The sequence below is a fragment of the Microbacterium sufflavum genome (genome assembly GCF_023091155.1).
GTDB lineage: Bacteria > Actinomycetota > Actinomycetes > Actinomycetales > Microbacteriaceae > Microbacterium > Microbacterium sufflavum.
The window spans coordinates 404,161-429,689 of record NZ_JAHWXK010000001.1 but is presented as its reverse complement, the minus strand read 5'-3'; the positions used below and the strand labels follow the sequence as shown (position 1 = coordinate 429,689).

At 64.6% G+C, this 25,529-nt stretch carries 30 protein-coding genes; 19 read left to right on the top strand and 11 right to left on the bottom strand.

The window, feature by feature from the left end; translation table 11 throughout:
- Window positions 1–174: 174 nt before the first annotated feature.
- The 5 genes from KZC56_RS02220 (at window position 175) to KZC56_RS02210 (ending at window position 2,257) form a co-directional block, all read left to right on the top strand.
- Window positions 175–372 carry a helix-turn-helix transcriptional regulator gene (locus KZC56_RS02220; protein ID WP_247637766.1) on the top strand — a complete coding sequence of 66 codons (198 nt, stop codon included), beginning with the start codon at window positions 175–177 and terminating at the stop codon, window positions 370–372.
- A 69-nt stretch (window positions 373–441) separates the two neighbouring features.
- Window positions 442–933, top strand: coding sequence for a hypothetical protein (locus KZC56_RS02215; RefSeq protein ID WP_247637765.1), 492 nt, complete (start codon window positions 442–444; stop codon window positions 931–933).
- A complete protein-coding gene (locus tag KZC56_RS17850) occupies window positions 930–1,160 on the top strand; it encodes a DUF3039 domain-containing protein (RefSeq protein WP_372490539.1) in 231 nt (76 codons plus the stop codon). Before KZC56_RS02215 ends, KZC56_RS17850 begins: the two co-directional genes overlap by 4 nt.
- A complete protein-coding gene (locus KZC56_RS17620) occupies window positions 1,157–1,279 on the top strand; it encodes a hypothetical protein (protein ID WP_281733186.1) in 123 nt (40 codons plus the stop codon). Before KZC56_RS17850 ends, KZC56_RS17620 begins: the two co-directional genes overlap by 4 nt.
- A gap of 183 nt (window positions 1,280–1,462) precedes the next feature.
- Window positions 1,463–2,257, top strand: a complete 795-nt coding sequence (locus KZC56_RS02210) for a helix-turn-helix domain-containing protein (RefSeq protein WP_247637764.1) — start codon at window positions 1,463–1,465, stop codon at window positions 2,255–2,257.
- Between the two features lie 328 nt (window positions 2,258–2,585).
- Here KZC56_RS02210 and KZC56_RS02205 read toward each other — a convergent pair whose 3' ends face one another.
- Window positions 2,586–3,149, bottom strand: a complete 564-nt coding sequence (locus tag KZC56_RS02205; RefSeq protein ID WP_247637763.1) for a hypothetical protein — start codon at window positions 3,147–3,149, stop codon at window positions 2,586–2,588.
- 20 nt (window positions 3,150–3,169) lie between these two features.
- Between KZC56_RS02205 and KZC56_RS02200 the strand changes: the two genes are divergently transcribed.
- The 7 genes from KZC56_RS02200 to KZC56_RS02170 all read left to right on the top strand — a co-directional run bounded on the left by KZC56_RS02200 (window position 3,170) and on the right by KZC56_RS02170 (window position 11,569).
- Window positions 3,170–3,343, top strand: a complete 174-nt coding sequence (locus KZC56_RS02200; protein WP_247637762.1) for a hypothetical protein — start codon at window positions 3,170–3,172, stop codon at window positions 3,341–3,343.
- Between the two features lie 17 nt (window positions 3,344–3,360).
- Window positions 3,361–3,945, top strand: a complete 585-nt coding sequence (locus KZC56_RS02195) for a hypothetical protein (protein WP_247637761.1) — start codon at window positions 3,361–3,363, stop codon at window positions 3,943–3,945.
- A gap of 504 nt (window positions 3,946–4,449) precedes the next feature.
- Window positions 4,450–4,920: a hypothetical protein gene (locus KZC56_RS02190; RefSeq protein ID WP_247637760.1), complete on the top strand. Its 471-nt coding sequence runs from the start codon at window positions 4,450–4,452 to the stop codon at window positions 4,918–4,920.
- Window positions 4,913–7,633 (top strand): phage tail tape measure protein, encoded by a 2,721-nt coding sequence (locus tag KZC56_RS02185; RefSeq protein ID WP_247637759.1) that lies wholly within the window; start codon window positions 4,913–4,915, stop codon window positions 7,631–7,633. The genes KZC56_RS02190 and KZC56_RS02185 overlap by 8 nt, the downstream gene beginning before the upstream one ends.
- A gap of 112 nt (window positions 7,634–7,745) precedes the next feature.
- A complete protein-coding gene (locus tag KZC56_RS02180; RefSeq protein ID WP_247637758.1) occupies window positions 7,746–9,389 on the top strand; it encodes a hypothetical protein in 1,644 nt (547 codons plus the stop codon).
- A gap of 553 nt (window positions 9,390–9,942) precedes the next feature.
- A complete protein-coding gene (locus tag KZC56_RS02175; protein WP_136044225.1) occupies window positions 9,943–10,449 on the top strand; it encodes a hypothetical protein in 507 nt (168 codons plus the stop codon).
- A gap of 22 nt (window positions 10,450–10,471) precedes the next feature.
- Entirely contained in the window at window positions 10,472–11,569 is a 1,098-nt protein-coding gene (locus KZC56_RS02170) for a fatty acid desaturase family protein (RefSeq protein ID WP_206252705.1), read from the top strand.
- A gap of 162 nt (window positions 11,570–11,731) precedes the next feature.
- Here the strand turns inward: KZC56_RS02170 and KZC56_RS02165 are convergent, their stop codons facing one another.
- Complete coding sequence (locus tag KZC56_RS02165) at window positions 11,732–11,989, bottom strand: hypothetical protein (RefSeq protein ID WP_206252706.1); 258 nt, start codon at window positions 11,987–11,989, stop codon at window positions 11,732–11,734.
- Between the two features lie 244 nt (window positions 11,990–12,233).
- Between KZC56_RS02165 and KZC56_RS02160 the strand changes: the two genes are divergently transcribed.
- The 4 genes from KZC56_RS02160 to KZC56_RS02145 all read left to right on the top strand — a co-directional run bounded on the left by KZC56_RS02160 (window position 12,234) and on the right by KZC56_RS02145 (window position 14,782).
- Window positions 12,234–12,404 carry a DUF5419 family protein gene (locus KZC56_RS02160; RefSeq protein WP_247637757.1) on the top strand — a complete coding sequence of 57 codons (171 nt, stop codon included), beginning with the start codon at window positions 12,234–12,236 and terminating at the stop codon, window positions 12,402–12,404.
- 127 nt (window positions 12,405–12,531) lie between these two features.
- Window positions 12,532–13,023, top strand: coding sequence for a hypothetical protein (locus tag KZC56_RS02155; RefSeq protein WP_247637756.1), 492 nt, complete (start codon window positions 12,532–12,534; stop codon window positions 13,021–13,023).
- Between the two features lie 128 nt (window positions 13,024–13,151).
- A complete protein-coding gene (locus KZC56_RS02150; protein ID WP_247637755.1) occupies window positions 13,152–14,324 on the top strand; it encodes a tyrosine-type recombinase/integrase in 1,173 nt (390 codons plus the stop codon).
- 62 nt (window positions 14,325–14,386) lie between these two features.
- The gene (locus KZC56_RS02145; RefSeq protein ID WP_247637754.1) at window positions 14,387–14,782 is read left to right on the top strand and encodes a helix-turn-helix domain-containing protein; all 396 of its coding nucleotides are present in this window, start codon (window positions 14,387–14,389) and stop codon (window positions 14,780–14,782) included.
- Window positions 14,783–15,066: 284 nt separating this feature from the next.
- Here the strand turns inward: KZC56_RS02145 and KZC56_RS17845 are convergent, their stop codons facing one another.
- Both KZC56_RS17845 and KZC56_RS02140 read right to left on the bottom strand, forming a co-directional pair.
- Complete coding sequence (locus KZC56_RS17845; protein WP_372490538.1) at window positions 15,067–15,270, bottom strand: NAD-dependent epimerase/dehydratase family protein; 204 nt, start codon at window positions 15,268–15,270, stop codon at window positions 15,067–15,069.
- Window positions 15,267–16,025 carry an SDR family NAD(P)-dependent oxidoreductase gene (locus tag KZC56_RS02140; RefSeq protein WP_247637753.1) on the bottom strand — a complete coding sequence of 253 codons (759 nt, stop codon included), beginning with the start codon at window positions 16,023–16,025 and terminating at the stop codon, window positions 15,267–15,269. Before KZC56_RS02140 ends, KZC56_RS17845 begins: the two co-directional genes overlap by 4 nt.
- 80 nt (window positions 16,026–16,105) lie before the next feature.
- Here KZC56_RS02140 and KZC56_RS02135 point away from each other — a divergent pair, with 80 nt between their 5' ends.
- Window positions 16,106–16,660: a TetR/AcrR family transcriptional regulator gene (locus tag KZC56_RS02135; RefSeq protein ID WP_247637752.1), complete on the top strand. Its 555-nt coding sequence runs from the start codon at window positions 16,106–16,108 to the stop codon at window positions 16,658–16,660.
- Window positions 16,661–16,821: 161 nt separating this feature from the next.
- On the opposite strand, the gene KZC56_RS02130 is transcribed toward KZC56_RS02135, so the two are convergent.
- Window positions 16,822–18,189, bottom strand: coding sequence for an FAD-binding oxidoreductase (locus KZC56_RS02130; RefSeq protein WP_247637751.1), 1,368 nt, complete (start codon window positions 18,187–18,189; stop codon window positions 16,822–16,824).
- A 121-nt stretch (window positions 18,190–18,310) separates the two neighbouring features.
- Between KZC56_RS02130 and KZC56_RS02125 the strand changes: the two genes are divergently transcribed.
- The gene (locus KZC56_RS02125) at window positions 18,311–19,513 is read left to right on the top strand and encodes a phthiocerol/phthiodiolone dimycocerosyl transferase family protein (protein ID WP_247637750.1); all 1,203 of its coding nucleotides are present in this window, start codon (window positions 18,311–18,313) and stop codon (window positions 19,511–19,513) included.
- 217 nt (window positions 19,514–19,730) lie between these two features.
- On the opposite strand, the gene KZC56_RS02120 is transcribed toward KZC56_RS02125, so the two are convergent.
- The 4 genes from KZC56_RS02120 to KZC56_RS02105 form a co-directional block, all read right to left on the bottom strand.
- Complete coding sequence (locus KZC56_RS02120) at window positions 19,731–20,453, bottom strand: CPBP family intramembrane glutamic endopeptidase (protein WP_247637749.1); 723 nt, start codon at window positions 20,451–20,453, stop codon at window positions 19,731–19,733.
- A gap of 8 nt (window positions 20,454–20,461) precedes the next feature.
- Window positions 20,462–21,250 carry a class A beta-lactamase gene (bla, locus tag KZC56_RS02115; RefSeq protein WP_247637748.1) on the bottom strand — a complete coding sequence of 263 codons (789 nt, stop codon included), beginning with the start codon at window positions 21,248–21,250 and terminating at the stop codon, window positions 20,462–20,464.
- A 391-nt stretch (window positions 21,251–21,641) separates the two neighbouring features.
- Window positions 21,642–22,256, bottom strand: coding sequence for a TetR/AcrR family transcriptional regulator (locus tag KZC56_RS02110; protein WP_247637747.1), 615 nt, complete (start codon window positions 22,254–22,256; stop codon window positions 21,642–21,644).
- A gap of 153 nt (window positions 22,257–22,409) precedes the next feature.
- The gene (locus KZC56_RS02105; RefSeq protein WP_247637746.1) at window positions 22,410–23,210 is read right to left on the bottom strand and encodes a DUF4839 domain-containing protein; all 801 of its coding nucleotides are present in this window, start codon (window positions 23,208–23,210) and stop codon (window positions 22,410–22,412) included.
- Window positions 23,211–23,234: 24 nt separating this feature from the next.
- Between KZC56_RS02105 and KZC56_RS02100 the strand changes: the two genes are divergently transcribed.
- A complete protein-coding gene (locus tag KZC56_RS02100) occupies window positions 23,235–23,540 on the top strand; it encodes a hypothetical protein (protein WP_247637745.1) in 306 nt (101 codons plus the stop codon).
- Between the two features lie 58 nt (window positions 23,541–23,598).
- Here the strand turns inward: KZC56_RS02100 and KZC56_RS02095 are convergent, their stop codons facing one another.
- Window positions 23,599–24,294 carry a TMEM175 family protein gene (locus KZC56_RS02095; RefSeq protein ID WP_136035220.1) on the bottom strand — a complete coding sequence of 232 codons (696 nt, stop codon included), beginning with the start codon at window positions 24,292–24,294 and terminating at the stop codon, window positions 23,599–23,601.
- A gap of 47 nt (window positions 24,295–24,341) precedes the next feature.
- Entirely contained in the window at window positions 24,342–25,502 is a 1,161-nt protein-coding gene (locus KZC56_RS02090; RefSeq protein ID WP_136035219.1) for a glutathione-independent formaldehyde dehydrogenase, read from the bottom strand.
- Window positions 25,503–25,529 lie beyond the last annotated feature (27 nt).

Sequence of the window (25,529 nt, the reverse complement as noted above, 5' to 3'; positions counted from 1 at the left end):
GGCCCCCTGAGCCACAGGGCGCACACGGCGAGACAGCAACTAAACAGAGCCGCATTGGGTACTCGTTCGCACTGGTCGTTTGGCAGGCGTGGTGATCGCGAGATGCGGACAAGGAAAGACCTCGAGCTCACCGTCCGGTGAAGCTCAATTCGACGACTCATGAAAGGAGCGCTCATGGATGAGCTGCTTACGCCTGAGCAACTTGCTGAGTATCTGCAAGTTTCGACGGCCGCGCTGGCAAACGATCGCTATCTCGGGCGGGGCCCGCGCTTTATCAAGCTCGGCGGCAAGGTCCGATACCGCCGGTCTGACGTTCTCGCTCATCTCGACGAGAACGTTCACACGCGCACTGACATGCGCGTCGCAGTCTGACCAAGAAAGAAAGGCCCAGACCGGGGGCAACCGGATCTGAGCCTAGTAGTCAAACGAAGGAGATTCGAAATGACTGGTAGCACCAGTATCGCAGATTCGCGCACCGACCGCACCTTGTTGGAAGTGGGGGCGGAGAGTACAGCGGCAGCTCCGCCCCCCACCCGCCGCGATCCGGGCTGGGAAGAATACTCGGCCGCCTACCTACGGGGGCATCCGGAGGTGTCCGCAGCGGCGCCCTCGTGGACGGAGGAGCTCGAGTTCCTGGACATCGAAGACGAGGTGGAGGGAACCGTGTTCTCCTTCTCTCGGACGATCCGGGACGTCGAGCTCTATGGCGGCGGACGCCTCCACCCGGACGGCCGCGTCGAGCTCTACGACAACGGGGTACCCAACATCTACATTCGCGACGAACTTCGCGCCGACCAAGACCCGGACGTGGCGCGTTGGGCGATGGACGTGGCAGAAGACCTCGTTGCCGCCGCGTTGTTGTTGAAAGGCGAACCGAGGTTGTTGAAGCGCGACGCGGCGACGGAGGAAGCACTTCGGGAGCGGGAGCAGTGAGCGCCTTGACGGTCACGCGTCCGACCCCAACTGACACACGAACCGATGTCGTGAATCACTGGGTGCGCAAGTCGGCGATCCTCGCAGGCGTGGTTACCGGCGAAGCGGCTCGTGCCCTTTGTGGACAGAGCTTCGTCCCGTCATCGCACGGCGATGGTTCCGCAGCGGATACGACCGCAAGCGTGTGCCCGCTTTGCGAAAGCGTCTACGACGGGTTGCTGCCGTGACGACGACCGAGATGCAGTCACGCAACTTTCGTCCGGACTTGTTCGCCATCGCGGACGACCTACTCGAAGCCGAGCTGATCCGCGCGGGCGGGCTGAGCTTCGACCGCGTCGAGCGCTAAACACGGTGCCCCTCTTCCCCCGCGATGAGGGGCATCGTGCATTTCAACTGGACACAGACCCTGGGGAAGGGGACGACATGACGAATCAGAAGAAGGAGAGCGCGTTCCAGAGACGCATGAGGGAGTTCCACGAAGCACGTGAGCGGAACGCAGCGAGCCGGCAGCGGACAAGAGGAGGTGACGATGTCCGATCTGTTCACGAAGCTTCCGCACTGGCTGATCCGGGAGAGTGAGTGGCTCGACGGCAACGAATTGCTGCTGTACATCGCGATGTTGAGCCGCGCGAACTCGAAAGGGATCTGCTTCCCGAGCGTCAGCCTCCTGGCCAAGGAAGCGCGGATGTCGGAGAGCACGGTCCGCCGTACCCGCAAGCGCTTGGTAGATAAGGGCCTCGTGACCGTGACGCGGCGGATGATCGGAGACTCGCGGAACGACTCGAATCTGTATCAGGTTGCGTTGCCGAAGCGGCCGCCGGTCAAGTTCATCGAGGACGACCCTGTGGATAACTTGCCGCCCGAACCGCACGATGACGTTTCGAATGGCGGTCACAGTGACTGGGGTGGTTCCACGGTGACAGTACCCCCCTTTCAGGGTGACCGGTGGGGTGGTGTCACGGTGACTGGGGAAGAAGAACCATTACAAGAAGATCCAATTAAGAAGACTCTTAGCGTCGAAAACGACGCATTCGAGTTCAGCGACCTGGGGATAACAGAAGCCCAATGGTGGCTTCTCTCCGACCTCTACATACACCTCACGGGCAAAACGCCAAGCGACCGCACTCAAGCCGAGTGGCGCGTTCTTAGCTCAGACGACGCTCGCGAGCTCATCGGCCGCTTCTACTCGAACGTCGGCAGGAACGACGACTACACCGGTCCGGAGTTCGGGACGCCCGCCTACGCGGAACTAACCGAGCGCGGAAAGAAATGGGCCGATGGCGGGATGATCCCCGACAACGTCCTGACCGGAGAAGCCGCATGAACCGACCTGTCAGCATCATGCCCGCAACCTGCGACACCTGCTGGCCCTGGGTTCGTTGGTGGCGCACCGGCTCAGGCGCATGGGTACGCCAGGAACAGCACGAGGCGCACTGCACCGTCCACCCGAAAGTGCAGCGATCCAACCACGACAACAACTGAAAGGAGCGCACGATGACGGACAACACCAAGGATGAGCCGACACCCGGACTCCACGAACCCGCCGGCCTCAAACGCACCGAGCCCGGACTGTACGCACCCGCGGACCTGCAACGCATCGCCCCCGGCCTTTACCTGCCCCTAGAGGCGGTACCGAGACGCGTGGATTCGTGTCACACGCCGTAGAGAGCGCGGAACCGCTCGAAGGCGTCTGGATCCATCGCAAGCTGAGCCATAGCCTGTTGGTTCTTGAGGTTCTCAATTTGCAGCGCGTTGGGCTCTTGAGCGCGGGCGCTAATCAGGTGGGCCACTAGCGCAGTCAACGGCTCACCGATCGCGCGCCGGAAGTTGAACCCAAGCAGCTGCAAGATGTTCACCGTTTCGACCGACAACAACGGCTTCATGCCCTCAATGCTTGTTCGGAACTTCTCACCTTCTGCCTCGCCCATCGACTCCGCAAAATTCTCGAGGAGAGGCACAACCGTGTTCGCGATGTACTTCACGTCACCGCTGCTGAGGCGTTGCGCGACAAGCTCTGCCTGATACGCCTGGGCGATCCGCGTCATCTCGTTCTTATCCGCGACGAGTTCGGAGACGAGCTGCTCGAGGCCGGCGATCGTGTCGTCCTTCTTGCCGGACGCGAGGAGTCCGCGGACGCGATCAGTAACCAGCGAGGCGCCGTTACGCGCCGCAGCCTCCGTCAGACGGACACCCAATTCGATGATCTGCGGATCCATATCCATACGAGGAGTAAACCATGACCATCCGGGCCGCAGTCCTCTGCGACGAAACCGACTGCGACGCCGTGTTCGCCAGCACCGACCGGCTCGCACACTACGAACTCATCGCCGAAGCCCACAACGACGGGTGGGCATCAACCCTCTCAAACGGGCGGTGGCGCAACCACTGCCCCGACCACGACAACAACTGACCAAAGGAGACAACAACATGACCACGACATTCCGCGACACCAGCAACGTCAACATCCGATCGACCGACAGCGAGAACCTCGTCGGAGTAGCCATGCAGATCAAAGAACTGCGCGACTCCAACAACAACGCAAACCGCGAACACGCCCGCATGATCGACGCGATCAACCACGACCCCTCCCTCAGCGACCACGGCAAGAAAGAACGCATCGACGCGCTCGAGGCCGACCGCACCACCCAACGTCGCAGTTCCATGGACCAGGAAAAGCAGATCATCATGAACAAGATCGGAGAGCTCGAGCGACGCCTCGACGGATTCGTGGGCTGGTCAAGCGAAAACATCATGGCTTTCCGAGACGCACAGGATCGAGCCGAGAGCATCGACGATCCCGAGAAGGCCGCGACCGTCATGGCCCGAGCCATCCGCACCAGGGACACGACACTCGCGCATGCTCTGTACCGCCGCGCAGTAGACCAGCGATGGGAGGACGCAAGCCGCGCGTTCGCCGCAGACAACCCCACAGTCGCACAGCTCGTACACGACGTGAAGAAGCTTCAAGAACTGCACGACAACAGCTTTCGTCGAGCCGTGTCCTACATGTAAGCAAGCGAACGAAGAGGGCTCCATGCACACGCGTGGAGCCCTCTTGCGCACCCAGGGGACGGTCCCCGCCTCAACCCTCCCGGTTCCGTCTCCGGGCATTGGGATCATCTCTCCCCGGCTTTTTTTTCCACGAGAGGAAGGCGATCCCAAAGCCCGGTGACCCGAAAGGTAGGGCTAGGGGCGGGATCCTCCCTAGTCATGTTTGGAGGACTGATGGCGCAGAACGGACGTAGTGATGCTCTTCGAAAGAGGCATCGCGCACGGATCGCGAAGTCGAAGCCCGCGTGTCATATCTGCGGGGAGCCCATTGACTATTCGCTCAAGTACCCGGACCCCATGTGCTTCGTCGTGGACCATCTCGTCCCGATCGCGAAGGGGGGTTCTGATGCGCTGGCCAACAAGAAGGCAGCGCATCACCCACGTATGCAACAGCAAGAAGCGAGCCAGAGAGTATGCGCCGATCATCCGGCGTAGTGGCGCACTCGAATGACTAAGGAGTTAGACGTGACGAACATCAAGACGTTGATTGAGAAGCAGAGGCAGATCGCTGAGGAGGTGATCGCGGAGGCTGAGGCGTATTACGCGTCGGTTGGGCCGGTGGAAGTGGAGACGGTGTTCGGTGGCCGTGCGGCGACGCTGCGGGTGCCGTTTGTGCACCCGAGCGAGTTCAGTGAGCTGGCGGACCGTTTCGCGCCGCGGCCGGGGGTGGCGGTGGATTTGCCGTTGTGGTTCAACTTGGACGCGGTCACGAGGAACTATCCGGGCGTGACGCTCGTGGTTGATGGGGAGGTGGATGACTTGTTCCGGGTGCGGGACAAGGAGGCCGTGTATGTGTGGCCGGAACTGTACCCGCAGATGCCTCCGGAGGATCAGAAGGAGTTCCGGATGGCTGTGTGGGCTCTGAACGTGTGGGAGCCGGAGCAGCGGCGTGAGGAGCTGTTGGCGCGCAAGAAGGGGTCGGTTGCTGATGGCTGAGCGGGTGGTGAAGGTCCGCCTGGCTGCGGTGGTTGCGGACTATGAGAAGTCGATGCGTGATGCGGCGAATGCGACGGCGACTGTGGGTACGGAGGCGGAGAAGCTGGCTCAGAAGAAGCAGGCGTTCAATCAGCTTGGAGCGTCGGGGCTGGCGATGGGTGCGGTGTTGTCGGCTGGTCTGGCTGTTGCGACCAAGGCGTCGATGGATTTCGATGCGCAGATGTCGAACGTGCAGGCTGCGACTCATGAGACCGCGGCGAACATGGCCCTGTTGCGGCAGGCGGCGTTGGATGCGGGCGAGTCGACGGTGTTTTCTGCCACGGAGTCGGCTCAGGCGATCGAGGAGTTGTCGAAGGCGGGTGTGTCGACGAGTGACATCCTTGGAGGCGGCTTGGCGGGAGCCCTGGATTTGGCGGCGGCGGGTGGTCTGGACGTAGCTACGGCGGCGGGAATCGCTGCTACGTCGTTGCAGCAGTTCAACCTTGAGGGTTCGGACATGTCGCATGTAGCCGATCTGTTGGCGGCTGGTGCCGGTAAGGCGATGGGTGATGTGACTGATCTGTCGCAGGCGTTGAACCAGTCGGCGCTTGTCGCGAAGCAGACGGGCCTTTCGATTGAGGAGACGACGGCGGGTCTGGCGGCGTTCGCGTCGGCCGGTCTTTTGGGTTCGGATGCGGGTACGTCGTTCAAGACGATGTTGCAGGCGTTGAATCCGACGTCGGCTCAGGCGGCCGCTCTGATGGAGAAGTACAACTTGCAGGCGTACGACGCGCAAGGGAACTTCGTCGGTCTGTCGGAGTACGCCGGCCGCCTCAAGGACGGCCTTTCCGGGCTGTCCACGGAGCAGCAGAATGCGACGCTCAAGACGATCTTTGGCGCTGATGCTGTCCGTGCCGCGACGGTCCTGTACCAGCAGGGCGCGGAGGGCATCGAGAAGTGGACCGATGAGGTCAACGATCAGGGCTACGCGGCCTCCACGGCGGCTATGCGGCTCGACAACCTCAAGGGCGATGTGGAAGCGCTCGGGGGTGCGTTTGAGACGGCTCTGATCGATACAGGCTCGACGGCGAATGACACTCTCCGGACGATGGTGCAGGCGCTTACTGGCCTGATCGGCATGTACAACGATCTGCCCGAGCCGGTACAGGCATCGGTGATGGCTCTGGGCGGTGCGGCGGCCGCTGTCGCCCTCACAGGAGGGGCGGCGTTCCTCGCAGTTCCGAAGTGGCTCGAGTTCAAAGCCACCGTGGAGGCTTCGACGTGGACGATGAAGGGCATTGGGCTGACGGCCGGCGCCGCGGGTCTGGCCCTCGGTGGGTTGTTCCTCATCGTTGGCGAGCTCGCATCACAGCAGCAGAAGGCTCAGGCGCGCGCGCAGGCATACGCAGCGTCGATTGAGGAGGGCACGAACAAGCTTTCCGATGCGGCCCGGTCGACGGCGATCGACGAGTTGCAGAAGGGCGGCGAGCTGCTGTCGTTCAATTGGCAGTCGGCGTTCGACGCCGCGGAGAAGCTAGGCGTGGGTGCTGATGTGGTCACGGATGCGGCCCTGCGTAACTCTGACGCGATCGACCAGCTCAGCACGTACTACGACGCTCTGAACGGCGACCAGGAGGCGTTCAACCGCATCCAGGAGGAGACGGGGATGAACGCGTATGAGACGCGCGCGGCCCTTGAGGCGATGATTGGGGGCATTCAGAAGCAGAACGGTGCGATCGATGACGCCATCCGGTTGAAGGAGCAGGAGAAGGAGGCGAACTCGACGTCGGCGTCGCAAACGAAGAGCGCTGCTGATGCCTACCTGGAAGAAGCGGGTGCGGTGCAGCATTTGCAGTCGCAGTTGTCGGAGCTGATTGACACGATCAACGCGGCGAATGGTGTTGGGCAGGACGCGGTTACGCAGAACATCCGATACCAGGAGGCGTTGGCTGCGGTTAACGAGGCGATCACAAAGGGCGCCTACGGGCTCGATATCTCTACTGATGCCGGCCGGGCGAACATGGACATGCTCGTTGGTTTGGCGTCTGATTCGCAGGCGGCTGCTCAGGCTCAGTTTGAGTTGGATGGGTCGACGCAGGGGTACACCGAGCGTATGCGCGCTGGGCGTGAGGCTCTGATCAACTCGGCTATCCAAATGGGTGCGACGCGCGCCCAGGCGGAGGCGTTGGCTGATCAGATCTACGCGATCCCTTCGGAGAAGGACATTCAGGTCCTCGCGCAGACCGCGCAGGCTCAGACGGCGATCGACAACTTCGTCAATCGCAACATGAACAAGACGATCAACGTGTGGCTGAACCCGAAGACCCAAGCGATGAACGACGCGTTTGCGCAGTACTTGCAGGGACACGCCACCGGTGGACCAGTGATCGGACCTGGCACCGGCACCTCGGATTCCATCGTCCGGCGGTTGTCGAACGGTGAGCACGTGTTGACGGCCGCGGACGTGCAGGCGATGGGTGGCCAGGAAGCCGTGATGCAGATGCGCGCGAGTCTGCATTCGGGAACTGCTGCGGAGCCCGTTTGGGTGCGGTCGGGGCAGGAGTTCGGGATGTTCTCGGGCACGCCTGGACAGTCGGGAGCCCTCCCCGCGGTGTACGTGCAGAACCCCTTCACTGGCGAGTACCTGCTCGCAGAGGTATCAACCGTAGCCAGTGGTGTGGTTCAAAAGTACGACGATGCGCGCTCGCGCGTAACACGAGGGAGGGTCCGATGAAAGGACTCTCAGAGACCGCGGTCGAGTAGCCGCTAACAAGCAAGTTCGAAGGCCCATGCCCGATTAGGGGGCATGGGCCTTCTCCATACACAAAGCCCTAAAGGAGAAACCCATGGTCAACCGTCTTGTAGCTGTAGACGACGAGGATTACCGACTCCCAGCGCCAGTGCGCGTCGCCCTTGGCAGCGAGTTCACGCGCGCGGATGAGCTCGTCATCAACGTGGCACGGTACCCGTCTGTCCAAGCCGCGATTGATACGGCACCTACTGGTGCGACCCTGTATTTTCCGCCGGCGATGAGCCCGGTCGCTGTGCCGTCGGGTGGGTTCGCGTTGAAGGCCAACAACCTGACGATCGACGCAATGGGTATCGAGTTCCAGGTGTCGAACTGGGCCACCCCGGCGTTCCTTGCCCTACGTGCAAACGGTGGCGCGGACGGTCACCGGTACCGGATCGGGATGGTGAAGTACGTTGGCGTGCGCGGCAACCACACCGGGACCACCATCCGCGGATCGGCGCCCTACTGCTCGGGGTGCGGGGTGTGGTCGAACGGTGACCGCAACTACGTCGAGTACCTGCGCACGGACGGCATGCCCACCCCGATCTTCTTCTCGTCGTGGGACGGCAGCGAGGCGACCGACCGGATTGGAGTCGGCAACCGGATCGGATACGTGGAGTTCACCAGGTACAACTTCGGACTGCTCTATGTGAAGCAGACGGGGTTCGACTGGGGCGACGCTTACGTGCACGACGATCTTGACGACTCGGGAGGCGTAAACCCCACGCACGCGATCTACTGCTCCGCCGCATCAGGGCATCGTGCGGGCCAGGGCACTATTGGGCGTTGGCAGACCGTCCGGAACGTCAGTGGCCATGCGTACATCTTCAAGTTCCAGGACAGCCTCACGTTCGATTCGCTCACGGCCGTCGACAGTGCGGGTCTGGTGTCGTTCCTCAGCACCAAGGGCATCGCTGGGAACCAGTTGATTGGTACCGACCTCCGCTCGTCGGGGAGTGACCGTGCTGTCAGCTTCTCCGGAGTGGAGCGGTGCGAGGACGTGTCGATCGGGCGGATCGAAGCGCGATTGAAGACTGGGGTTCAGTCGTGGACGCTCGGGCTGTGGGTCGATGGACTCTGCGAGATCGGCAGCGTCAACATCGAAACGAACCATGCGGCCGGCCTGAGCACCGCGGTGCCGGAAGTCACGATCCGCGGCGTCGGCTCGGGGCGGGTCGGCTCGCTGATGATCAACGCGAAGGGTGTCCACTCCCGTCCCGTCGAACTTGGAGACGGAACGCTCGCCGGTCAGGCGGCCGGATGGACGCTTCCAATCGTTCGTGCACCGGGCTCAGACACCTCGCTGACCGCTGTCCCGGTGGCGGAATACGCACTGTCTCATTCGAACGCGTGGGGTGACGGCAACACCTATCTGGTGGCGGCATCGCCCGCCAAAGGTGTGTTCCGACGCGGGATGCGGTGGGGTAACTCGGCCCCGAGTGTCGGGGTAGCCCGAGGTTGGGTCCAGATCGCCAATGGGGCTCTGTCTGCGGCTACATGGGCTGCTTCCACCGCCGTGACCGCTGGTGCATGGTGGAAGCTCGCTGATGGCCGTGTCATCCGGTATCTGACCGCCGGCACTACGGGATCGACGGAACCTAACCCGTCAACGGTTGGTCAGACCGGCGGCGATGGCACGACTACCTGGGAGCTGATGTCCGCCGCGTCCGCGTCGGTGGTCTCTGAGGGGAACCTGTAAGACGAGTCCGTGACAAGCGCAAAGATCGCCCGGGTGATGCTGGGGCATCCCACTGTCCCTGGTTCGGTCCGTAGAGCAGAATGGTCGCGCTGAGAGACCGAGATCATCACTCCTGGCGGGGTGCCTCTCGCTACTGAGCGCCCCTCCGCGGTCCCCCAGCGGAGGGGCGTTCTTAACGCAGGTCAGGGCTCGGATCGCGTCTTGTGGCTGCGATTCCGTACGAAGCCGAAGATGAGCGTCCCGAGGAACAGGATGATTCCGATGATGGCTAGCCAAAGGAGCCCCTTGATGGCGAAGCCGACAACCGCCAAGACGGCCCACACGACGAGCAAGATAACGAGGACTGTCCACATGTCGCTCACGCTACGCGCATCGACTCGGGATAGATATGCCTACTCCGGTGAGTTGTCTCGCAGTTTGAACACCCACGCGGTGACGATTGCTGCATGGGTCAGGGCTGGATCGATGAGAGCCTCGTAAGCAAATTCGTGCCCTCGCCGGTCGGCGCGTGGAAGCTGTGAGTTCATACAGCTTGGCGGCGTACTGTCAGAAAATGAATGCACAACTGAAGAACGTGGAACCACTGGGCCTCAAGGCTGTCATGATCAGTTCTCTGCCGTCGACTCTGATGACGGACGACGCTCCGGACCGGTACACCGTGGAAGCGGTTTTCACACGCAAGGCCGATCGCGACGAAGTTGCCGCGATTCACGGGGCGGCGATGCGTGACTTTCTCTCTTCGGAGGGATACCCGACTGTTGAGCTGAAGGTCTCCGATCGCCGACTGGAGATTTCGAACACGAACCTGGTCGAGTTGCGTGACGGCCTAGCTGCCGTGATTGCAGGACAGTTGATAGAAATCACTCGACGGCTTGTGGCCGAGCGATTCGTTTCGGCACTGCGTCTCGAGGACGCGTCGGTCCGCGAGCACGATCGAGCTGCACTCGTCGTGTCTCTCGCTGAATCGGTAGTGTTCGCCGCTCGTCCGCGGGACGTTGCCGGTGATGAGGGATCGTCGATTGGCGAGTGGGAAGAAGAGGGCGGTTCGCCCCGAGGCTAGGGGCATATCGCAGGAGGCCATCATGGACGATGTTTCTGCGGACGCAAGAGTCGAGCATGTTCGAGCGGAGAGTTCGTTCACCGGGCTGGCGCAGCAGATGCGCGCCTCGGGGCTGCTCCGCCGACGGTACGGCTACTACTGGATGAGGTTGATTGCCGCGCCGATCATTGTGGCTGCCGGAATCGCGGGCTTCGTGTTGATCGGAGACACGTGGTGGCAGCTGTTCGTGGCAGCGGGGTTCGCCATCATATTTACGCAGATCGCGTTCCTCGGTCATGACGCGGCCCACCGGCAGATATTCGTCTCGGGCAGGTGGAATGACTGGGTGAGCCTCATCCTCGGTGACTTGCTTGTCGGCATGAGCTATGGATGGTGGCAGCACAAGCACACCAAGCACCATGGCAATCCGAACAAGCTCGGAGCTGACCCGGATATCGAGCTTCCGGTCATCGCGGTCACTAACGAGAGTGCCGGGAAGTACCAGCGCGGGCCGTTGCGGTGGCTGCGCGCGCATCAAGGGTGGCTCTTCTTCCCGATCCTTCTTCTGGAGGGAGTTTCCCTTCACGCCTCTGGAGTGCGTCGGGTTTTCGCTCGAGGGCATTTGGATCGCCGATGGGTTGAGATCGTGTTCCTCTTCGTCCGTATCGTTGGATATCTAGTTGTCGTCTTCTTGGTGCTTTCCCCGGGGATCGCGTTCACCTTCCTTGCCGTTCAACTGGGACTCTTCGGCTTCTACATGGGCGTTTCATTCGCGCCGAATCACAAGGGCATGCCGGTCGTGCCACGCAATCTGAGGCTCGACTTTCTTCGTCGCCAGGTGATGATGAGTAGGAACGTTCGCGGCAGCAGGCTGCTCGATATTGCGATGGGGGGACTGAATTACCAGATTGAGCACCATCTTTTCCCGTCCATGCCCCGCCCTCATCTCCGCCGCGCGGCGCCCATCATTGAGGGCTACTGTCTCGCGCAGGGCGTGCCCTACACCCGGGTAGGGCTGTTTCGGTCATACGCCATCGTCGTCGCGTACATCAACCGGGTTGGGTTGGGCGAAAGGGATGCCTTCGCTTGCCCGCTCGTCGAGGCGAGAGCGTCGATTGGTTCAGCGGTTCGCGTCGCGTGAGGTGTGGGTTATGGGCTGATCCGATTGCGCGTAGTGTTGCAAGCAGAGCGCAGCTCGGGACTCTGGGGAGAACCCTTGTGAAGGCTCCGGTTGAGGGGCTCTTGCCCCGCGGTTGCGATTCGCCCGCCGCGCGAGAGCCCTTCTCCTGTGGGGCGGATCGAACTACAGGTTCCAGTCCGCCCAGTCGTCGGGCAATACTCCCATCGCTGCGGCTTGAGCGGTCGGATCGACGCAGACCGTGACCCTGGTGTGGGCGCCGATGAGTACGCTGACTAGGCTGCCTGCGGTGGCGAAGGTAACGAACGCGGCGGTGTCGCTGTGGGCGGCGGCCTCGATGCGATCCATGAGAGCGACCACGTCGCTACCCGGTGGAAGCGGGTAGGTCTCGTCGTCGAATGTAACCGTCGTGCTCTGCGTCATGATCACCTCGATGTTGGTGCGCGCTGGCCGCCCGCCCCTTCAACGCTAGCTGCGTGGTCACAGGTGCGACCGGGGGTTGCACTCCGGGATCGATCGTGCGCGGTATTGCTCCCACCCGGTGGATGGCCTCGGTGACTAGTCGCAGGCGGCCGCATCGAGGGGACCGGAGAGATGGGCGGCTGCCGAAGTCCTTGGCAGCCGCCGGGTCCTCCACCCGAGCACCGGAACGCGGTAAATTCCCAGCATGAGTGAGCGGAGCCGATGGCGGGAATGGATGGCGGCAACCGACGACGAGCTGCACAAACTGACCGGACTCCGATCCGACCGCCTCGTACGCTGGGACTACCTCGGAGCGTTCGACGATGGGCTGAGTCCCGAGGAAGCCGCTGCGCGAGCTGCGGTCGAGGCCGAGTAAGTCAGTACTCCGTAGAGAGCACTCGAGAAGCCACGGCCAGACATCCTTCATCCGGCCGAGACCCGTTGAGTGTATCCCGCGGGCATCACGTCTTAGAAGATTTGTTCGAAGGTGGTATTGTCCAGCTATGTCAGACACCAACAACAGCCACGACTCCGAATCGTGGACCGAAGAGGACGACGCAGCCGTCGCGTTCGAGCTACTTCCGGCCTGGCATCCGTCCGTCTTTTTCGATGCTTTCCGAGCAGGCATGCAACGATTCGACGAGACCATCGAGGAGATCGCTCGCGCGGGATTCGTCACCCCGGAGTCAGTAGACGATTGGGGGGACTTTACACGCGCGCGTGAAATCGCCAACAGCAACCTCAAGGTAAGCCTGCACGCACTGTGGGCTGTCGATGCTCCCGACGTCGCATACGTGAGGCTGGTAGACACGCCAGCCTGGATTGCTTCTGACTTGCGCCGCGTTCCAGCCGCAGCGCACGCCACGCTCGTCTGGCGTCCCGAGATCGCGGTCGTCCCGGGATCGGCATGGAGGCTGCATGCTCTAGGCGATGCAGTGCCGCCCTGGCTAGTTCCGCGGACGGCTCATGGGTTCGACCCTCGCAAGATGCCGTAAACCGTCGTCCGTCATGATCCATGGATACTGGAAGGTGGGGATCGGAGCTACTTCCACTAGTTCCGATCCCCACTGTCGCCTACGCCCACACGCTAGCGCGAACACTGCGCCCCTCGTAGTGTCCATGCATGACGAAGCGGCGAGCACAGGGAACTGGGACGATCTTCCGAGACCAGAAGGGGTACTGGACCGTCGTTCTCCCGCTCCCAAGTGTTGACGGCAAACGCAGGCGGAAAAGCTACCGTTCCAAGAAGCGCGAAGTCGTACTTGCTCATCTGCGGGCATTCGAACAGGCGCGTGGCGGGACTGACCTGCCCTCGTTGGAATCCTATCCATCGGGTAGCGGCACAACAGTTGGCGAGTGGTTCGAATACTGGCTTGCCGAGTGCGTCTACCCGCACCTCCGACCCAAGACTGCCGACGGATACCGGTCTATCGCTAAGACGAGGATCATCCCGGCACTCGGCGCCGGCACGCCGCTCGCAGCCGTCAGGGCCGCCGACGTTCGCCGCATGCATCGTTGGATGCGGGACGAGTGCTCCCCAACCACGGTTCGCAATGCGCATGTGGTCGCAGCGCGCGCCTTCGACGTGGCCGTGCGCGAAGAAGAGATCGAACGCAATCCCGTTCGCCTAGTCGAACAGCCTCGACCAGCTCGCCCGAAGCTCGACGTTCCCACTACGCAAGAGCTCCGGTACCTTCTCGAAGCGCTGAGGACGCGCCCAGACGGGCTCAAGTGGATGACGTACATCCTGACAGGTGCGCGCCGCGGGGAGGTCGTTGGACTCGAGGTAGGTCGCGTCGGTGCGCACCTCGACATCAGTTGGCAAATGCAAACCCTGCGACGTGGCGAGAACGGCCTACCGATCGCCCCACCCGACTTTGACTACCGGCATCTCTACGGCGGGTTCTTCCTCACCAGACCCAAATCAAGAGCCGGCTGGCGCACCGTGCCGCTCATCAACCCGCTACGGGACATGATGGAACACCACCTGGCCACCGTGGAACCAAACCCCTGGGGGCTTGTCTTCACCCGCAAAGGCAGGCCCATCGACCCGAACATGGAGACCCGGCTGTGGCCGGCCGTGCAACGGGAGCTTCTCGGAGAAGACCGCCGCGTAAGGCTGCACGACCTGAGACATGCCGCCGTCGACCTTCTCTACGCCGCGGACGTTCCCGAAGAGCTGATCGTCGAACTCGTCGGACACTCAACCCGCGCCATGACACGCTCCTACAAGAGCCCCGCACACCTCGACCGCCTCTCCCGAGCAATGAGCGGCGTCGAAGATCTACTCGCTTGAATGTCAGTACATGCGGACACGACTTCTGAGTATCGTCTCTCCTGACTAGGGAGGTGCGAAGCATGGGTGAGTTCGAGAGGGTCGTTCGCGAGATAGTCCGTGAGGAGTTGGCGGCTGCTCAGGGCGTGCCCGCCGCATGCTCGCTTTCGGCAAAGAGCATCGGTGCGGCAGTTCGAGCCGAGGCCGCTCGTGCGGGCAAGAATCACTCAGAGCTCGCCGAAGCGCTTGGAGTAAGCCGACCGACGATCGCGGGTCGGCTCAGCGGAGCCTACGAGTTCAAGCAAGGCGAGCTCGAAAAGATCTCCGATCTTCTCGGCATCACTCCCTACAACATCATCGAGTCGGCAGGCTTGGGACAGAGATTCCACAGTGAGACGGCGGACCAGTCCGAAGTAGCCCGCGTGTTCAATCGGGACGCTTGGGCCCAACCGTCCCGCGCACGGGCCAGGCGAGAGTAGCACCCTCAATCAACGAATTCGACATCCAGGCGTGGACACATCCATGGACACAACCGCACCAGATTTCTGGTGATCCAGGCGGATTCGGAGAGCTGCTAGATCCGCGAAAAATCAGCGAAGTCGGTCCACGGCGGCAGAGTTCCCTGTATGTGCACTTGGGTTCAAATCCCACCGTCACCGCCACCACGAAGGCCCCGACTCCCATTGATATGACTGGGATGCGGGGCCTTCGTCATGTTCGACGAAGCGGTTGCGGTAAGCCCAGTCTCTCCACTCGCTCGGGCTCAGGATGGATGACATTCACTCGCAGACTCCGTGGCTGGCGGGTTGCTCGTGCGGGTGAGGTCGGCGGTGGCAGTCCGGACGCCGAGGGCGCTGCCGCCGGTTCGGCGGCTGATGGCCAGGACATCCTTTCCGTCACGTGCGAGGCGGTCGACGATGCGGCGGCCGGTCTGCCCGGTGGAGCCGAAGACGGCGATCGTGCTCACAGGAGGACTCCACCGGAGACCTCGAGGCGCTCACCTGTGACCCACCGCATGCCGGGCGCGACGAGCGCGACGATGGCATCGGCGATCTCCGCCGGTTCGCCGACCCTGCCGAGCGCGGTCTGCTGGCTCAGCCCGGCGCGCAGTTCTGCGTCGTCGCGCATGGCGCCGCCATTGAAGTCGGTGGCCGTCGGACCGGGGGCGATCGTGTTGATGCGGATGCCGCGTCGTCCGAGCTCGAGCGCGAGACTCCGCGACAGGGCTTCGACGGCCGCCTTGGATGCCGCATAGACGGCGGTGGCGGGACTCACATGACGACTCAGCGAGCTCGACACGTTCACCACTCGTCCGCCTTCGGCGAGGTGCGGTGCGAGTGCCTGGATCAAGAGGAACGGCCCGCGGACGTTGACGCCGAACGTGTCGTCGACCTCGGCGGCCCTCACCTCACCCAGAGGGGCGAAGCGCCCGATCCCCGCGTTGTTGACGAGCACCGCGAGGGGAGACCCCGGCCACTTCGCAGCGACCGCGGCGAGAAGCGTCGTCGTCGCGGAGTCGATGGACCGCGGGTCCCCGATGTCCAAATGCAGCGGCAGCGCCTCGCCACCGGCTTCCTCGATGCGGCTCACGACGGCGCGGGCCGACGCCGCGGAGCGGGTCGCCACGACGACGCGGTATCCGTTCTCGGCGAGGGCCAGCGCGGTCGCTTGCCCCAGCCCCCGGCCTGCGCCGGTGACGATCGCGATCTCTGGATGATCCATGCTGACTCCTCGATAAGTAAATAACTACTTACCGATAACGTAGAAGCGCGGTCGGAGATCGTCAAGTCGAAGGGCAGCGCATGAGAGACGCGGAAGCCACCCGGTCACGGATCCTGGCCGCGGCCATCGAGGAGTTCGCCGCGCACGGTTTCGCCGGCGGCCGGGTCGATCGGATCGCGCGGGGCGCCGAGAGCAACGTGCGGATGATCTACGCGTACTTCGGGGGCAAGAGCGGTCTTTTCGATGCTGCACTCGAGACCGCGTTGCGCACGCTCGCGAACGATGTGCCTCCGGATCCCGACGACCTGGCCGGATGGGCGGGGAGAGTGTTCGACCATCACCAGGAACGTCCTGACATTCTCCGCCTGAGCATGTGGGCACGGCTGGAGCGACCTTCCGCGCTGTCTGAGCCCAGCGACGTGTATTCCGCCAAGGTGGAGGGGGTGCGGGCGGCGAGCCCGGGCGCTCTGTCGCCGGTCGACGTCCTCGTCTTCATCTACGCGATCGCGCAGGCCTGGCAGCTCTCTCCGACCGGCCTCACGGGCCTCGAGGGTGCGCACGACGATCCGCGCCGAATCGCGGCGCATCGGCGCGCGGTCGTCGCAGCGGTCGAAGGCATGCTCCGAGACGCGTGAAGTCCTCGGGCGAGAGCGAGTCGCATCCGAGGTAATCGTGACGATCACGACGGACGGTCGGCTGGGCCGTTCAGGGCCGGGGTGCGTGCAGGGCCGGTCCTCCGCGTGATCCACCACACGGCAGCGGTGATCAGGTCAGACGATGTCGTGCTTCCCCGGTGTCATCGACCGCGAGGAGTCGACCCGATGGGGATGCCGGTGAACCTGCCTGTCGGGTCCACGTCTCGTTTCACGGCGTCGAGGCGGGAGATGTTGTTGCCAAAGGTTGCGGCGGCACGTGCGGTGTCGCGGGGTGGGAGAAGGTTCGGGTAGGCGGCAGGGAGGGCGAGGGGGTGGAGCGCGTCGAGAATGCGATCCGCCCAGGCGATCTGCTCGTCGTGACCGTCCGTGTCGGCGGTGGCTGCGATGATCTCGACCATGAGGTGCGGTTCCCGGAGCGCCCATGCGGAATGGTCGGCGCTGATGCGGGTGGCGGCGCCGTGGAAATGGTGGATGTTGATCGCGCTCAGAGGAGACGTGCGGCGTCGCTCTCCGTCCGCCAGGACCTCGATGACCTCGGGTGTGAGGCCGGTCACGGACGCCGTGCGGAGTGTGTAGTGACGCCCGGAGGGGAACATGCCGTCGAGCGCGTGGAGCGCCTGCTGTGGCGTGGCGGGTCCGATCGTGGATGCCAGAGGTGTTCCCAGGCGTTCGATCACTCGCACCCACTCGGAACCCTCGTCGGCTTCGCCGCTCCAGTGCAGCGTCACGAGCAGCGCGGCGTGGCCGTCGGGGCCGCTGCCGATCGCGGGGCTGACGGCGAGCTGATCGGGGAAGGTGGGGAGGGCCCGGTCGAGGGAGGCGAGCACTTCACTCATGTCGGCCGGCGAGAAGACGACGGTCCCGGCGAGCATGGTCGGGACTTCCTCGAGGGAGATCTCGAGAGAGGTGACGACGCCGAAGTTCCCGCCCCCTCCGCGAAGTGCCCAGAGGAGGTCCGCGTTCTCCGCGTCGGAGGCTGCCACGATCGACCCGTCGGCAAGAACGACTTCTGCCGAGATGATGGTGTCGGCTGCGAGGCCGAGAATCCCGAGGTAGGGGCCGTATCCGCCGCCGAGGGCGAGCCCGGTGAAGCCGACCTCATTGACCGTGCCCACTGCGGCGACGAGGCCGTGTTCCCCTGCGGCATTGATCACGTCCTCCAGGCGGGCCCCGCCCTGGACCGTGGCGGTTCGTGCCGTCGCATCGATCCAGACGCCGCGCAGCTGCGAGAGGTCGAGGGTGAGGCCGCTCTCCGCCCGCGCTCGGCCGACCCAGTCATGGCCGCCGCCTCGGACGGCGATCGGCACGTCGTCCGGGACCGATTCGAGCACGTATCGGACATCTGCAGTGCTCGCGACTCGGGCGATGATCTCCGGGCGATGCGTCGGGTGTGCGCTCCAGAGTGCGACGGCCGTCGCGAACGAATCGTCTCCCGGCTGGAGCACCCGCTCTCCCATCACATCGCGCAGACGGCTCGCCAATGCGTCCCAATCGGTGTCTCTCGTCATCGTCTCTCCTCTTCGTTCGAGCGGGTGGAACCGAGTCGAGCGGCAGGCCCTCCCCTCCGCGAGCTAGCACGCCGTGCTAGCTTCTGAGTACGCTAGCACGCCGTAATAGACCGGAGAGCCGATGAACATGCCCCCCACGTCCACCCTTCGCCCGTTGGGAGCGTTCGAGCGGATCATCGATCTCTACATCTCCCGCAATCCCGTGCAGTTCTCGCTCGCCGTCGAACTTGCCTCGCCGATCTCCCCGGGGCGGCTGAGGCGCGCGCTCTTCGAGCTGCAAGCTCTCCATCCGCTCCTGACGGCCCGCATCGACCGAGGTGACGACCGCCCAACCTTCCGCCGAGACCACGCCCTGATCCCCGTGAGGCAGGTGCGGGAGAGCGATTGGCAGACCGAAGCCGCCGCCGAACAGACCCGCCCCATCGACCCCGAGGGCAGCCCGCTGGTTCGTGCCACGTTGATCACCGACGCCGGGCCGACGCGCGCCTCGTCGGTGGTGCTCACGTTCTCTCATCAGATCAGCGACGGACGCGGAGCCCTCCTCGCCGTTCACGATCTGGTCGCCCTGCTGGCAGGACGAACGCGGCGCGCGCGCACCGTCCCGGACGCTCAAGAGGATCACGTGCAGCTCTTGCCTTCCGCCGAAACGCCGGCGGTCGGCCTGTCTGCCGACGAGGAGGCGCCGAGGCCCGCTGCCGTCCGACCCTTCGATGCCGCATCGCCCACGATCGACGTCGCCGAGCTCGACGACGTCACGACGGGACGCCTTCGTGCCGCTGCCCGAGCGAATGATTCGACCGTTCAGGGGGTCCTGTGTGCTGCTGCGGCATTGGAGCTGCTCGCGGGCTCACCGCAGGAGCAGGTCCGCATCAACGTGCCCATCGACCTGCGTCCGCTCCTCGGGCTCGACGATGCCGTGGTCAATCGGTTCGTCGCGACCACCGTGATGCTGAGTGCGAACGCGGAAGACGACCTGTGGTCGCTGGCGCGGCGTGCCTCCATGCAGCTGCGGTCTGCCCGGGAGCGCGCGGCGGAATCGATCGCGATACTCGCGTCGCTCCCGCCCGGCGACGCGGCGGCGGCCGAGGCGGCGATGCTCACCGCGACGGCCGCCGACCTGGAGATCAGCAATCTCGGTGTCTCCGCCGACGAGGGCTCCGGCGTGCTTTCGATCTGGGGTCCGACGATGACCACGCAGGTGAGAGGCGAGCGCATCCTCGGTGTTCTCACGCAGGGGGGTCGTCTTCGGCTCACCCTCACGACGCACGAGCAGATCGGAACACTCGTCGCCGGCATCGTTCGCAGGGTGACGTCTGCCGTCTAGCGCGACCGCTCCTCCTATAGCGTGGGGGTGATGCCGACGTCGACGCGGTACTCGGCGCCGGTCAGCCACCCCGCTCGATCCGGAGGGCACGAGATGCCTGCTCTCGTTGCGGACCGTGGACCTCGAGAAGCGGTTCCCCGGTCTCGTCGACACCGTGGGCACGCTCGTGCAGGGGGCGAAGGCCTAGACACCACGATCCCCGCGGACGGACGTGCCTTCAGCCGGCGATGAGGTGGACGTAGACGACGGAGACGATCGATGAGGACGCGTTGTTGACGGCGTGCACGACGACTCCGGGCCAGACCGACTTCGTCTTGTGCATCAGCCAGGCGGACGCGAGGCCGACGATGACGGCGACCGGCGTCGACAGGTTGAGTCCGTGGCTGAGCGCGAAGACGATGCTGCTGAGGATCGCCGCGAGCCAGACGCCATAGCGGGTGAGCAGGGTGAAGAGCACTCCGCGAAACAGCAGCTCCTCGCCGATCGGGGTGAGGACCGCTCCGAGGAGGATGGCGCCGAGGAACCCGCCGATGCCGCTGGTCGCCGCGGACTGGTAACCGCTCTGGAGATCGGCGGCGTCCGTGGTCATGCTCACCAGCGCCGTCACGGCCAGGTTGAGAGCGACGACTCCGATGCCGATCATGAATGCGATCGCGAGCCATCTCGGTGCCACCCGCGTGATGCCGAAGAGCGCCGCCGGACGCCTGCGAAGGGCGATCATGGCGAGCACTCCGCCTGATGGCGCGAGCCCCGAGATCGCGAACAGCGCCAGGCCCTTGGCGACCGCGTCATCGTCCGGCATCTGGAGGTAGAGCAGGATCCCGATCGCGTAGAGCGCGATGGCGACGCCGGCGGCCAGCCAGAGGTCGGGCCAGGTGACCCGACCGTTCCTAACGCTGTCATGCAGGTTGGCGGCGGTGGTCCGATCGCTGTGCGACATTCTTCTCCTCAGGTGCTGCGGTCGAGTGCGTGCAGGGCGATGGAGGCGGCTCCGGCCACGAGCGTGTTGTCGAAGTCTGCATGTGGATCGTTCCGCGACGTCAGCACCGTGATGATGATGGGGTCTTCTCCGGGTGGCGCGACGAGGGCGATGTCGTTGCGGATCGGACCTGCGCCTCCGGATTTATCGGCGACCGTCCAGCCTGCTGGTGCACCGGCGCGGATGAGGGCGTCTCCGGTGCGGTTGTCGCTCATCCAGTCGACGAGCAGCGCCGTGTCCGCAGCGGACAATGTAGAGCCGTCCAGGATCCTCGCGAGCGAGGCCGTGAAGGCGGCAGCGGTCGTGGTGTCCTCGGCGCTGCCCGGTTCAATCGTGTTGAGGGTCGGCTCGTCGTTCACGACCTCCGTGGTGGCATCGCCCAGCTCGGCGAGTGCATCGTCGAGGGCTGCGGGACCGCCGATCCGGTCGAGGATGAGATTGAGAGCCGCGTTGTCGCTGACGCGCACGGCGGCTTCGGCGAGCTGCGCGTAGGTCAGGCCGTCCTCGACGTATTGCGAGGTCACGGGTGCATGGCCGGCGGCGGCGGCTTCTTCCGTCGTCCACCGCACGATCTCGTCGCGGGCTGCGCCCGACACGGACTGGAGGAAGACCGCCGCGGCGAAGGCCTTGATGGTGGAGGCGAAGCCGAAGCGACGGTCCTCGCCGTACGAGACGGATTCACCGCTTCCGGTGTCGACCGCCATGACGCCGACGGTCGCGTCGTACTCGCGTTCGAGACCCGCGAGTTCGTCTGCCACGAGCGCGTCGAGGTTCGATGAGGTCGCACGGGCCGGAGGAGACGCCGGGGCGGATTCGGCGGCAGGCGGAGGCGCGCCCACGCAGCCCGTGAGTGCGAAGCCGGCGAGAAGGCAGCAGAGGCCGAAGGTCAGATTTCGGCGCATGCCCTCACGCACCTCCGAACGCCCCGGTGGGCGCGAAGACGAGGTCGGCGAAGCGCGTGCCGATGAGGCGGTGCGTCTCGCTGTCCGGGTGCAGGGGCGGCGGATGGTTGCGCCTCCATCAGGCGCAGCTGAAAGTCGGCGTCACGCTGATACACGTGTGAGGGGAGCCTGTGCGGCCTCATCCCGCGTTCCACCTTCTCGATCCGCGCCACGCCGTCGACGAGTTCGGGTGTGATGGGGGTGGTGATCATCGCGCGACGGGCCACTCGCTCATGACCGCGTGCACGGCGAGCCGCAGACTCGCCATCTCGGCGTCGACGCCCACGGCATCGGAGGGCAGCGCACGTTCGGTCATGAGCCCCGCCAGCACGGTCGAGAGGAATCGCGCTCGCTCCTCGACCCGACCTCCGGAGATCGCACCCTCGTCGATCAAGGTGGTCAGCCATTGCGCGATGCGATGCCGCCCCATGCGGTCCAGCGCGATGTAGGTCGCTGCCTCGTCCTCGGATGGAGCCGTGGCCACATACGCCTCGTACAGCGCCCCCCATTGCTTCCGGACGCTCTCGCCCACCCCGACCTGACGGAGGATCAGCTGTAAGCATGCGATGAGTCGTTCCTCCGCCGTCGAGGAATGATCATTGATCGGATCATCGGGGATCTCCAGGTCATACATAGCGGCCACCACCGTGTCGATGAGTTCCCGCTGTGTCGGGAAGAAGTGGCGGAGCGAGCCCGTGCTCACCTGAGCGCGGGCTGCCACTGCTCTCACACTCAGACGTGCTGTGGGGTTCTCGCCCAGCATGGTTGCCGCAGCGATGAGTATCTTCGCCCGCGTTCCCGGTTCCTTCGATGCTTCGTCCATTTTCCCTCACGAGCCATCCGTCTATAACAGTGTGCTAGTTTAGCCGACGTTGACTATCACACTGTATTAGATTTCTGGAAGTCGAGATGGCGGCGGGAACTGGACGCGTGGGAAGCGAGCCATGGCAGTGCCCCTAGCTACCGGGCGGAGACCTCAGCGCACGCTGGTCTGCACCGGCGTGAGAAGGAAGAGCTGACCGTCGGTCGAGCCGACGCGAGCGATGACGTGGAGGTTGTCGCCGACGCCGATCGTGTCCGGCGCGTCAGCGGTCAGGTGCAGGTCGTTCGTGATGGAGACGTCGCGGAACTGGAAGCTCGGGCCACCGTTCGAATGGGTCTCGCTATAGTCGCCGTTCGCGATGAGGATGTCGTAACGGGTCGTGGAGCCCTCATGGCGGTTCATCGCCCCGATCGCGCCGTCGAACTCGATCAGCTGGCCGGCGTACTGCGCGGCGAAGGCCTCGACGGTCGGGCCGTCCTGGGGACCCGTGAGCAGAGCCGCGAGGTCGGCGTTGTTCTCGACGGTCAGCGGACTCTCCTCAGCGGGAGCCGGCGCGGTGGACTCCTGGGGCTCCGTCGACGACTCGTCTTGCGGCGCGACGGCTTCGGAGCGGGGAGTGTCCGCCGGTGCCGGGTCGTCCTCCTTGTCACCGCCGGTGACCGCGACCATGATCCCGATGAAGAGGCCGAGGACCACGAGCACGCCGCCGACGATCGCGAGCGGCTTCCACGGGAACGCAGGCTTGGGGCGGCGAAAGACGAGCTCGGTGCGGAGCTTGCCGGGGTTCTGGGTGACGAGCTCCCAGCCGTCCTTCTCCCACTTCGCGGTCATGAGCTTCCCGGTGCCACGGACCGTCTGAACGCTCCTGGTCTCGTACTCCACCGTCTCGGCGGCAGCGTCGGATACCCTGGCGAGGATCTGAGGGGCGAACTGCCCACGCATCTTCCCTGGCATCGCTCATGCGAGATGGACGACACGGTGAACACTCACGACCGGCACGACGAGATCGACTCCGAAGAGGCCGTTGAGCTTCGGCGGGAGCTGGAGGAGATCAGAGTCGAACTCGAGAGCATCTCGCGCGATCGAATGCGATGGCCGGAGGGGTCCCCCCTCCAGCCGCAGGATCGCTCGGAAGAGCTCGAGTCCAAGGCAGACGCGATCCGCGCGCGGCTCGGCATGCCTCCCGCGACCGGCAGGCCGCCGAAAGGGAGTTGGTGGGGATGGCCCGCGTTGATCGGGGTCACTGCGGCGATCTTGGCCGGTGTCCTCTTGTTCACGCGCTGATGATGCGTGGCCCAGGACGGGGGTCACAGCCCACCGTCACCCTCGTCCCGTCCTGGGGTCAACGCTCGTCCTGCTTCCCCCGGGGGAAAGGCCGGGGCGCCCGGTCGTGCCCGTGGCTGGTGATGCCGTAGAACACGGGGATGGCGAGGAAGATCACGGACGCGACCAGCGGATGCACGAGGACTCCGAGCAGCCCGGCGGCGAGGTAGAGGGCGACGCCGATGAGCGCGCGCGGTCGCTCGTGCGCGAAGTACGAGTCCTCCACGTCGTCGTTCGTGAGGTCGGGATGCCGCGCCAGATGCGAGAAGAAGACGAGCCAGGCCGAGCACAGCAGGGCTCCGATGAGGGCATACAGCGCGACCGCGACCCGCTCGTCGGTGAGGTTGCCCGTCCGCGCCGTCTCGGCGATCACCGCGGTGGGCCACGGGATCAGGGCCAGGGCTGCGAGGATGCCGAGGTTCGCCCACTGCAGACCGCGGTCCATCTCGCGGATGCGGGTGAAGGCGGCCTTGTGATTCAGCCAGATGACGGCGAGGTAGGCGTATGACGCCGCATAGGCCAGGTAGGTCGGCCACTCCTCGAGCAGCGCGGTCAGCAGCTCGCCCGGCTCCGCTCGGGGTGGTCGGAGGTCGAGCACGAGGAGGGTGATGACGATCGCGATGATCGCGTCGCTGAACGCCACGGCGCGTCCGGGTTCCGCGCGCGTGCTGCGGCCCTTCTGCGGTCGGGGCTCCGGTGCGCCGCTCGTCGCCATCGCCTCACCCTCCTGTTCGACTCCTGCTGCGACTCAGTCCCGGTCCATCACGCCGCGTCCGGTGCCTGGTCGGGGTGGAGGACGACCTTCGTCCAACCGTCGTCGCGCTTGTCGAAGTGCTCGTACGCCTCCGGGGCCTCTTCAAGGGAGAGGTCGTGGCTGACGATCCGTGACGGCGTCGCCTTCTCTCCGGCGATGAGGTCGCGCAGCGCCCGGTTGTACTTCTTCACCGGGCACTGGCCGCTGCCGAGCTTCTGGCCGCGGAACCAGAACTCCCCGAAGTCGAAGGCGAGCTTGCCCTGTTTCGCCAGCTCGTCCGAGGCGCCGGGGTCCTGCGGGATGAACACCCCGACCACGCCGATCTCACCGGTGAACCGCACCGACTTCACGAGCCGGTTCAGCGTGAGGGTGGGATCCTCGGCGCCGCCGGGGTCGTGGGCCTGATAGCCGACGCACTCGCATCCGTTGTCCGCGCCGAGCCCCATCGTCATCTCGGTGACCGCCTCGACCGGATCCACCGCCGAGTCGTCGATCGCGATCGCTCCGATCTCCTCGATCTTCCGCAGGCGGTCGGGGTGCCGGTCGACGACCATGACCTTGCCGGCGCCCTTGATGATCGCCGAGTATGCCGCCATGAATCCGACGGGCCCCGCTCCGTAGATGACCGTCTGGTCGCCGGGCTTCACGTGCGCGAGCTCGGTGGCGTGGTAGCCGGTGGGGAAGATGTCGGCGAGCATCACGTAGTCGTTCTGCTTCTCCTCGGCATCCTCTCCCAGTCGCAGGCAGTTGAAGTCCCCCCACGGCACGCGCAGGAGTTCGGCCTGCCCGCCCGCCCACGGACCCATGTCGGCGAAGCCGTACGCGGCACCCGCCCATTCGGGCACCGGCTGCGCGGTCAGGCAGTAGTTGGTGAAGCCGCGCTCGCAGTTCTTGCAGTGCCCGCAGGCGACGTTGAAGGGGATCGCGACGTAGTCGCCCACCCTCACCTTGTCGACTCCGTCGCCGACCTCGATCACCTGGCCCAGGTTCTCGTGACCGAACCATCGGCCGGTCTCGAAGCTCGTGCGGCCTTCGTACATGTGCAGGTCCGACCCGCAGATGTTCGTGGTGGTGATCCGGACGAGTACGTCCGTCGGACGTTCGATCCGTGCGTCCGGTACGTCGGTGACGTTGACCGAGCGAGGACCCTCGTAGACGACTGCTCTCATTTCCTCTTCCTTTCAGCGATGTGAAAC

Excerpts from the sequence above, each read along its gene's own strand:
- KZC56_RS02220 (WP_247637766.1), top strand. The coding sequence starts at position 175 with ATGGATGAGCTGCTTACGCCTGAGCAACTTGCTGAGTATCTGCAAGTT.
- KZC56_RS02140 (WP_247637753.1), bottom strand. The coding sequence starts at position 16,025 with ATGGATCATCCAGAGATCGCGATCGTCACCGGCGCAGGCCGGGGGCTG.
- KZC56_RS02155 (WP_247637756.1), top strand. The coding sequence starts at position 12,532 with ATGTCAGACACCAACAACAGCCACGACTCCGAATCGTGGACCGAAGAG.
- KZC56_RS02105 (WP_247637746.1), bottom strand. The coding sequence starts at position 23,210 with ATGCCAGGGAAGATGCGTGGGCAGTTCGCCCCTCAGATCCTCGCCAGG.
- KZC56_RS02205 (WP_247637763.1), bottom strand. The coding sequence starts at position 3,149 with ATGGATCCGCAGATCATCGAATTGGGTGTCCGTCTGACGGAGGCTGCG.
- KZC56_RS02175 (WP_136044225.1), top strand. The coding sequence starts at position 9,943 with ATGAATGCACAACTGAAGAACGTGGAACCACTGGGCCTCAAGGCTGTC.
- KZC56_RS02090 (WP_136035219.1), bottom strand. The coding sequence starts at position 25,502 with ATGAGAGCAGTCGTCTACGAGGGTCCTCGCTCGGTCAACGTCACCGAC.
- KZC56_RS02125 (WP_247637750.1), top strand. The coding sequence starts at position 18,311 with ATGAACATGCCCCCCACGTCCACCCTTCGCCCGTTGGGAGCGTTCGAG.
- KZC56_RS02110 (WP_247637747.1), bottom strand. The coding sequence starts at position 22,256 with ATGGACGAAGCATCGAAGGAACCGGGAACGCGGGCGAAGATACTCATC.
- KZC56_RS02215 (WP_247637765.1), top strand. The coding sequence starts at position 442 with ATGACTGGTAGCACCAGTATCGCAGATTCGCGCACCGACCGCACCTTG.
- KZC56_RS02170 (WP_206252705.1), top strand. The coding sequence starts at position 10,472 with ATGGACGATGTTTCTGCGGACGCAAGAGTCGAGCATGTTCGAGCGGAG.
- KZC56_RS02145 (WP_247637754.1), top strand. The coding sequence starts at position 14,387 with ATGGGTGAGTTCGAGAGGGTCGTTCGCGAGATAGTCCGTGAGGAGTTG.
- KZC56_RS02160 (WP_247637757.1), top strand. The coding sequence starts at position 12,234 with ATGAGTGAGCGGAGCCGATGGCGGGAATGGATGGCGGCAACCGACGAC.
- KZC56_RS02120 (WP_247637749.1), bottom strand. The coding sequence starts at position 20,453 with ATGTCGCACAGCGATCGGACCACCGCCGCCAACCTGCATGACAGCGTT.
- KZC56_RS02210 (WP_247637764.1), top strand. The coding sequence starts at position 1,463 with ATGTCCGATCTGTTCACGAAGCTTCCGCACTGGCTGATCCGGGAGAGT.
- KZC56_RS02130 (WP_247637751.1), bottom strand. The coding sequence starts at position 18,189 with ATGACGAGAGACACCGATTGGGACGCATTGGCGAGCCGTCTGCGCGAT.
- KZC56_RS02200 (WP_247637762.1), top strand. The coding sequence starts at position 3,170 with ATGACCATCCGGGCCGCAGTCCTCTGCGACGAAACCGACTGCGACGCC.
- KZC56_RS02180 (WP_247637758.1), top strand. The coding sequence starts at position 7,746 with ATGGTCAACCGTCTTGTAGCTGTAGACGACGAGGATTACCGACTCCCA.
- KZC56_RS02185 (WP_247637759.1), top strand. The coding sequence starts at position 4,913 with ATGGCTGAGCGGGTGGTGAAGGTCCGCCTGGCTGCGGTGGTTGCGGAC.
- KZC56_RS02150 (WP_247637755.1), top strand. The coding sequence starts at position 13,152 with ATGACGAAGCGGCGAGCACAGGGAACTGGGACGATCTTCCGAGACCAG.
- KZC56_RS02165 (WP_206252706.1), bottom strand. The coding sequence starts at position 11,989 with ATGACGCAGAGCACGACGGTTACATTCGACGACGAGACCTACCCGCTT.
- KZC56_RS02095 (WP_136035220.1), bottom strand. The coding sequence starts at position 24,294 with ATGGCGACGAGCGGCGCACCGGAGCCCCGACCGCAGAAGGGCCGCAGC.
- KZC56_RS02195 (WP_247637761.1), top strand. The coding sequence starts at position 3,361 with ATGACCACGACATTCCGCGACACCAGCAACGTCAACATCCGATCGACC.
- KZC56_RS02135 (WP_247637752.1), top strand. The coding sequence starts at position 16,106 with ATGAGAGACGCGGAAGCCACCCGGTCACGGATCCTGGCCGCGGCCATC.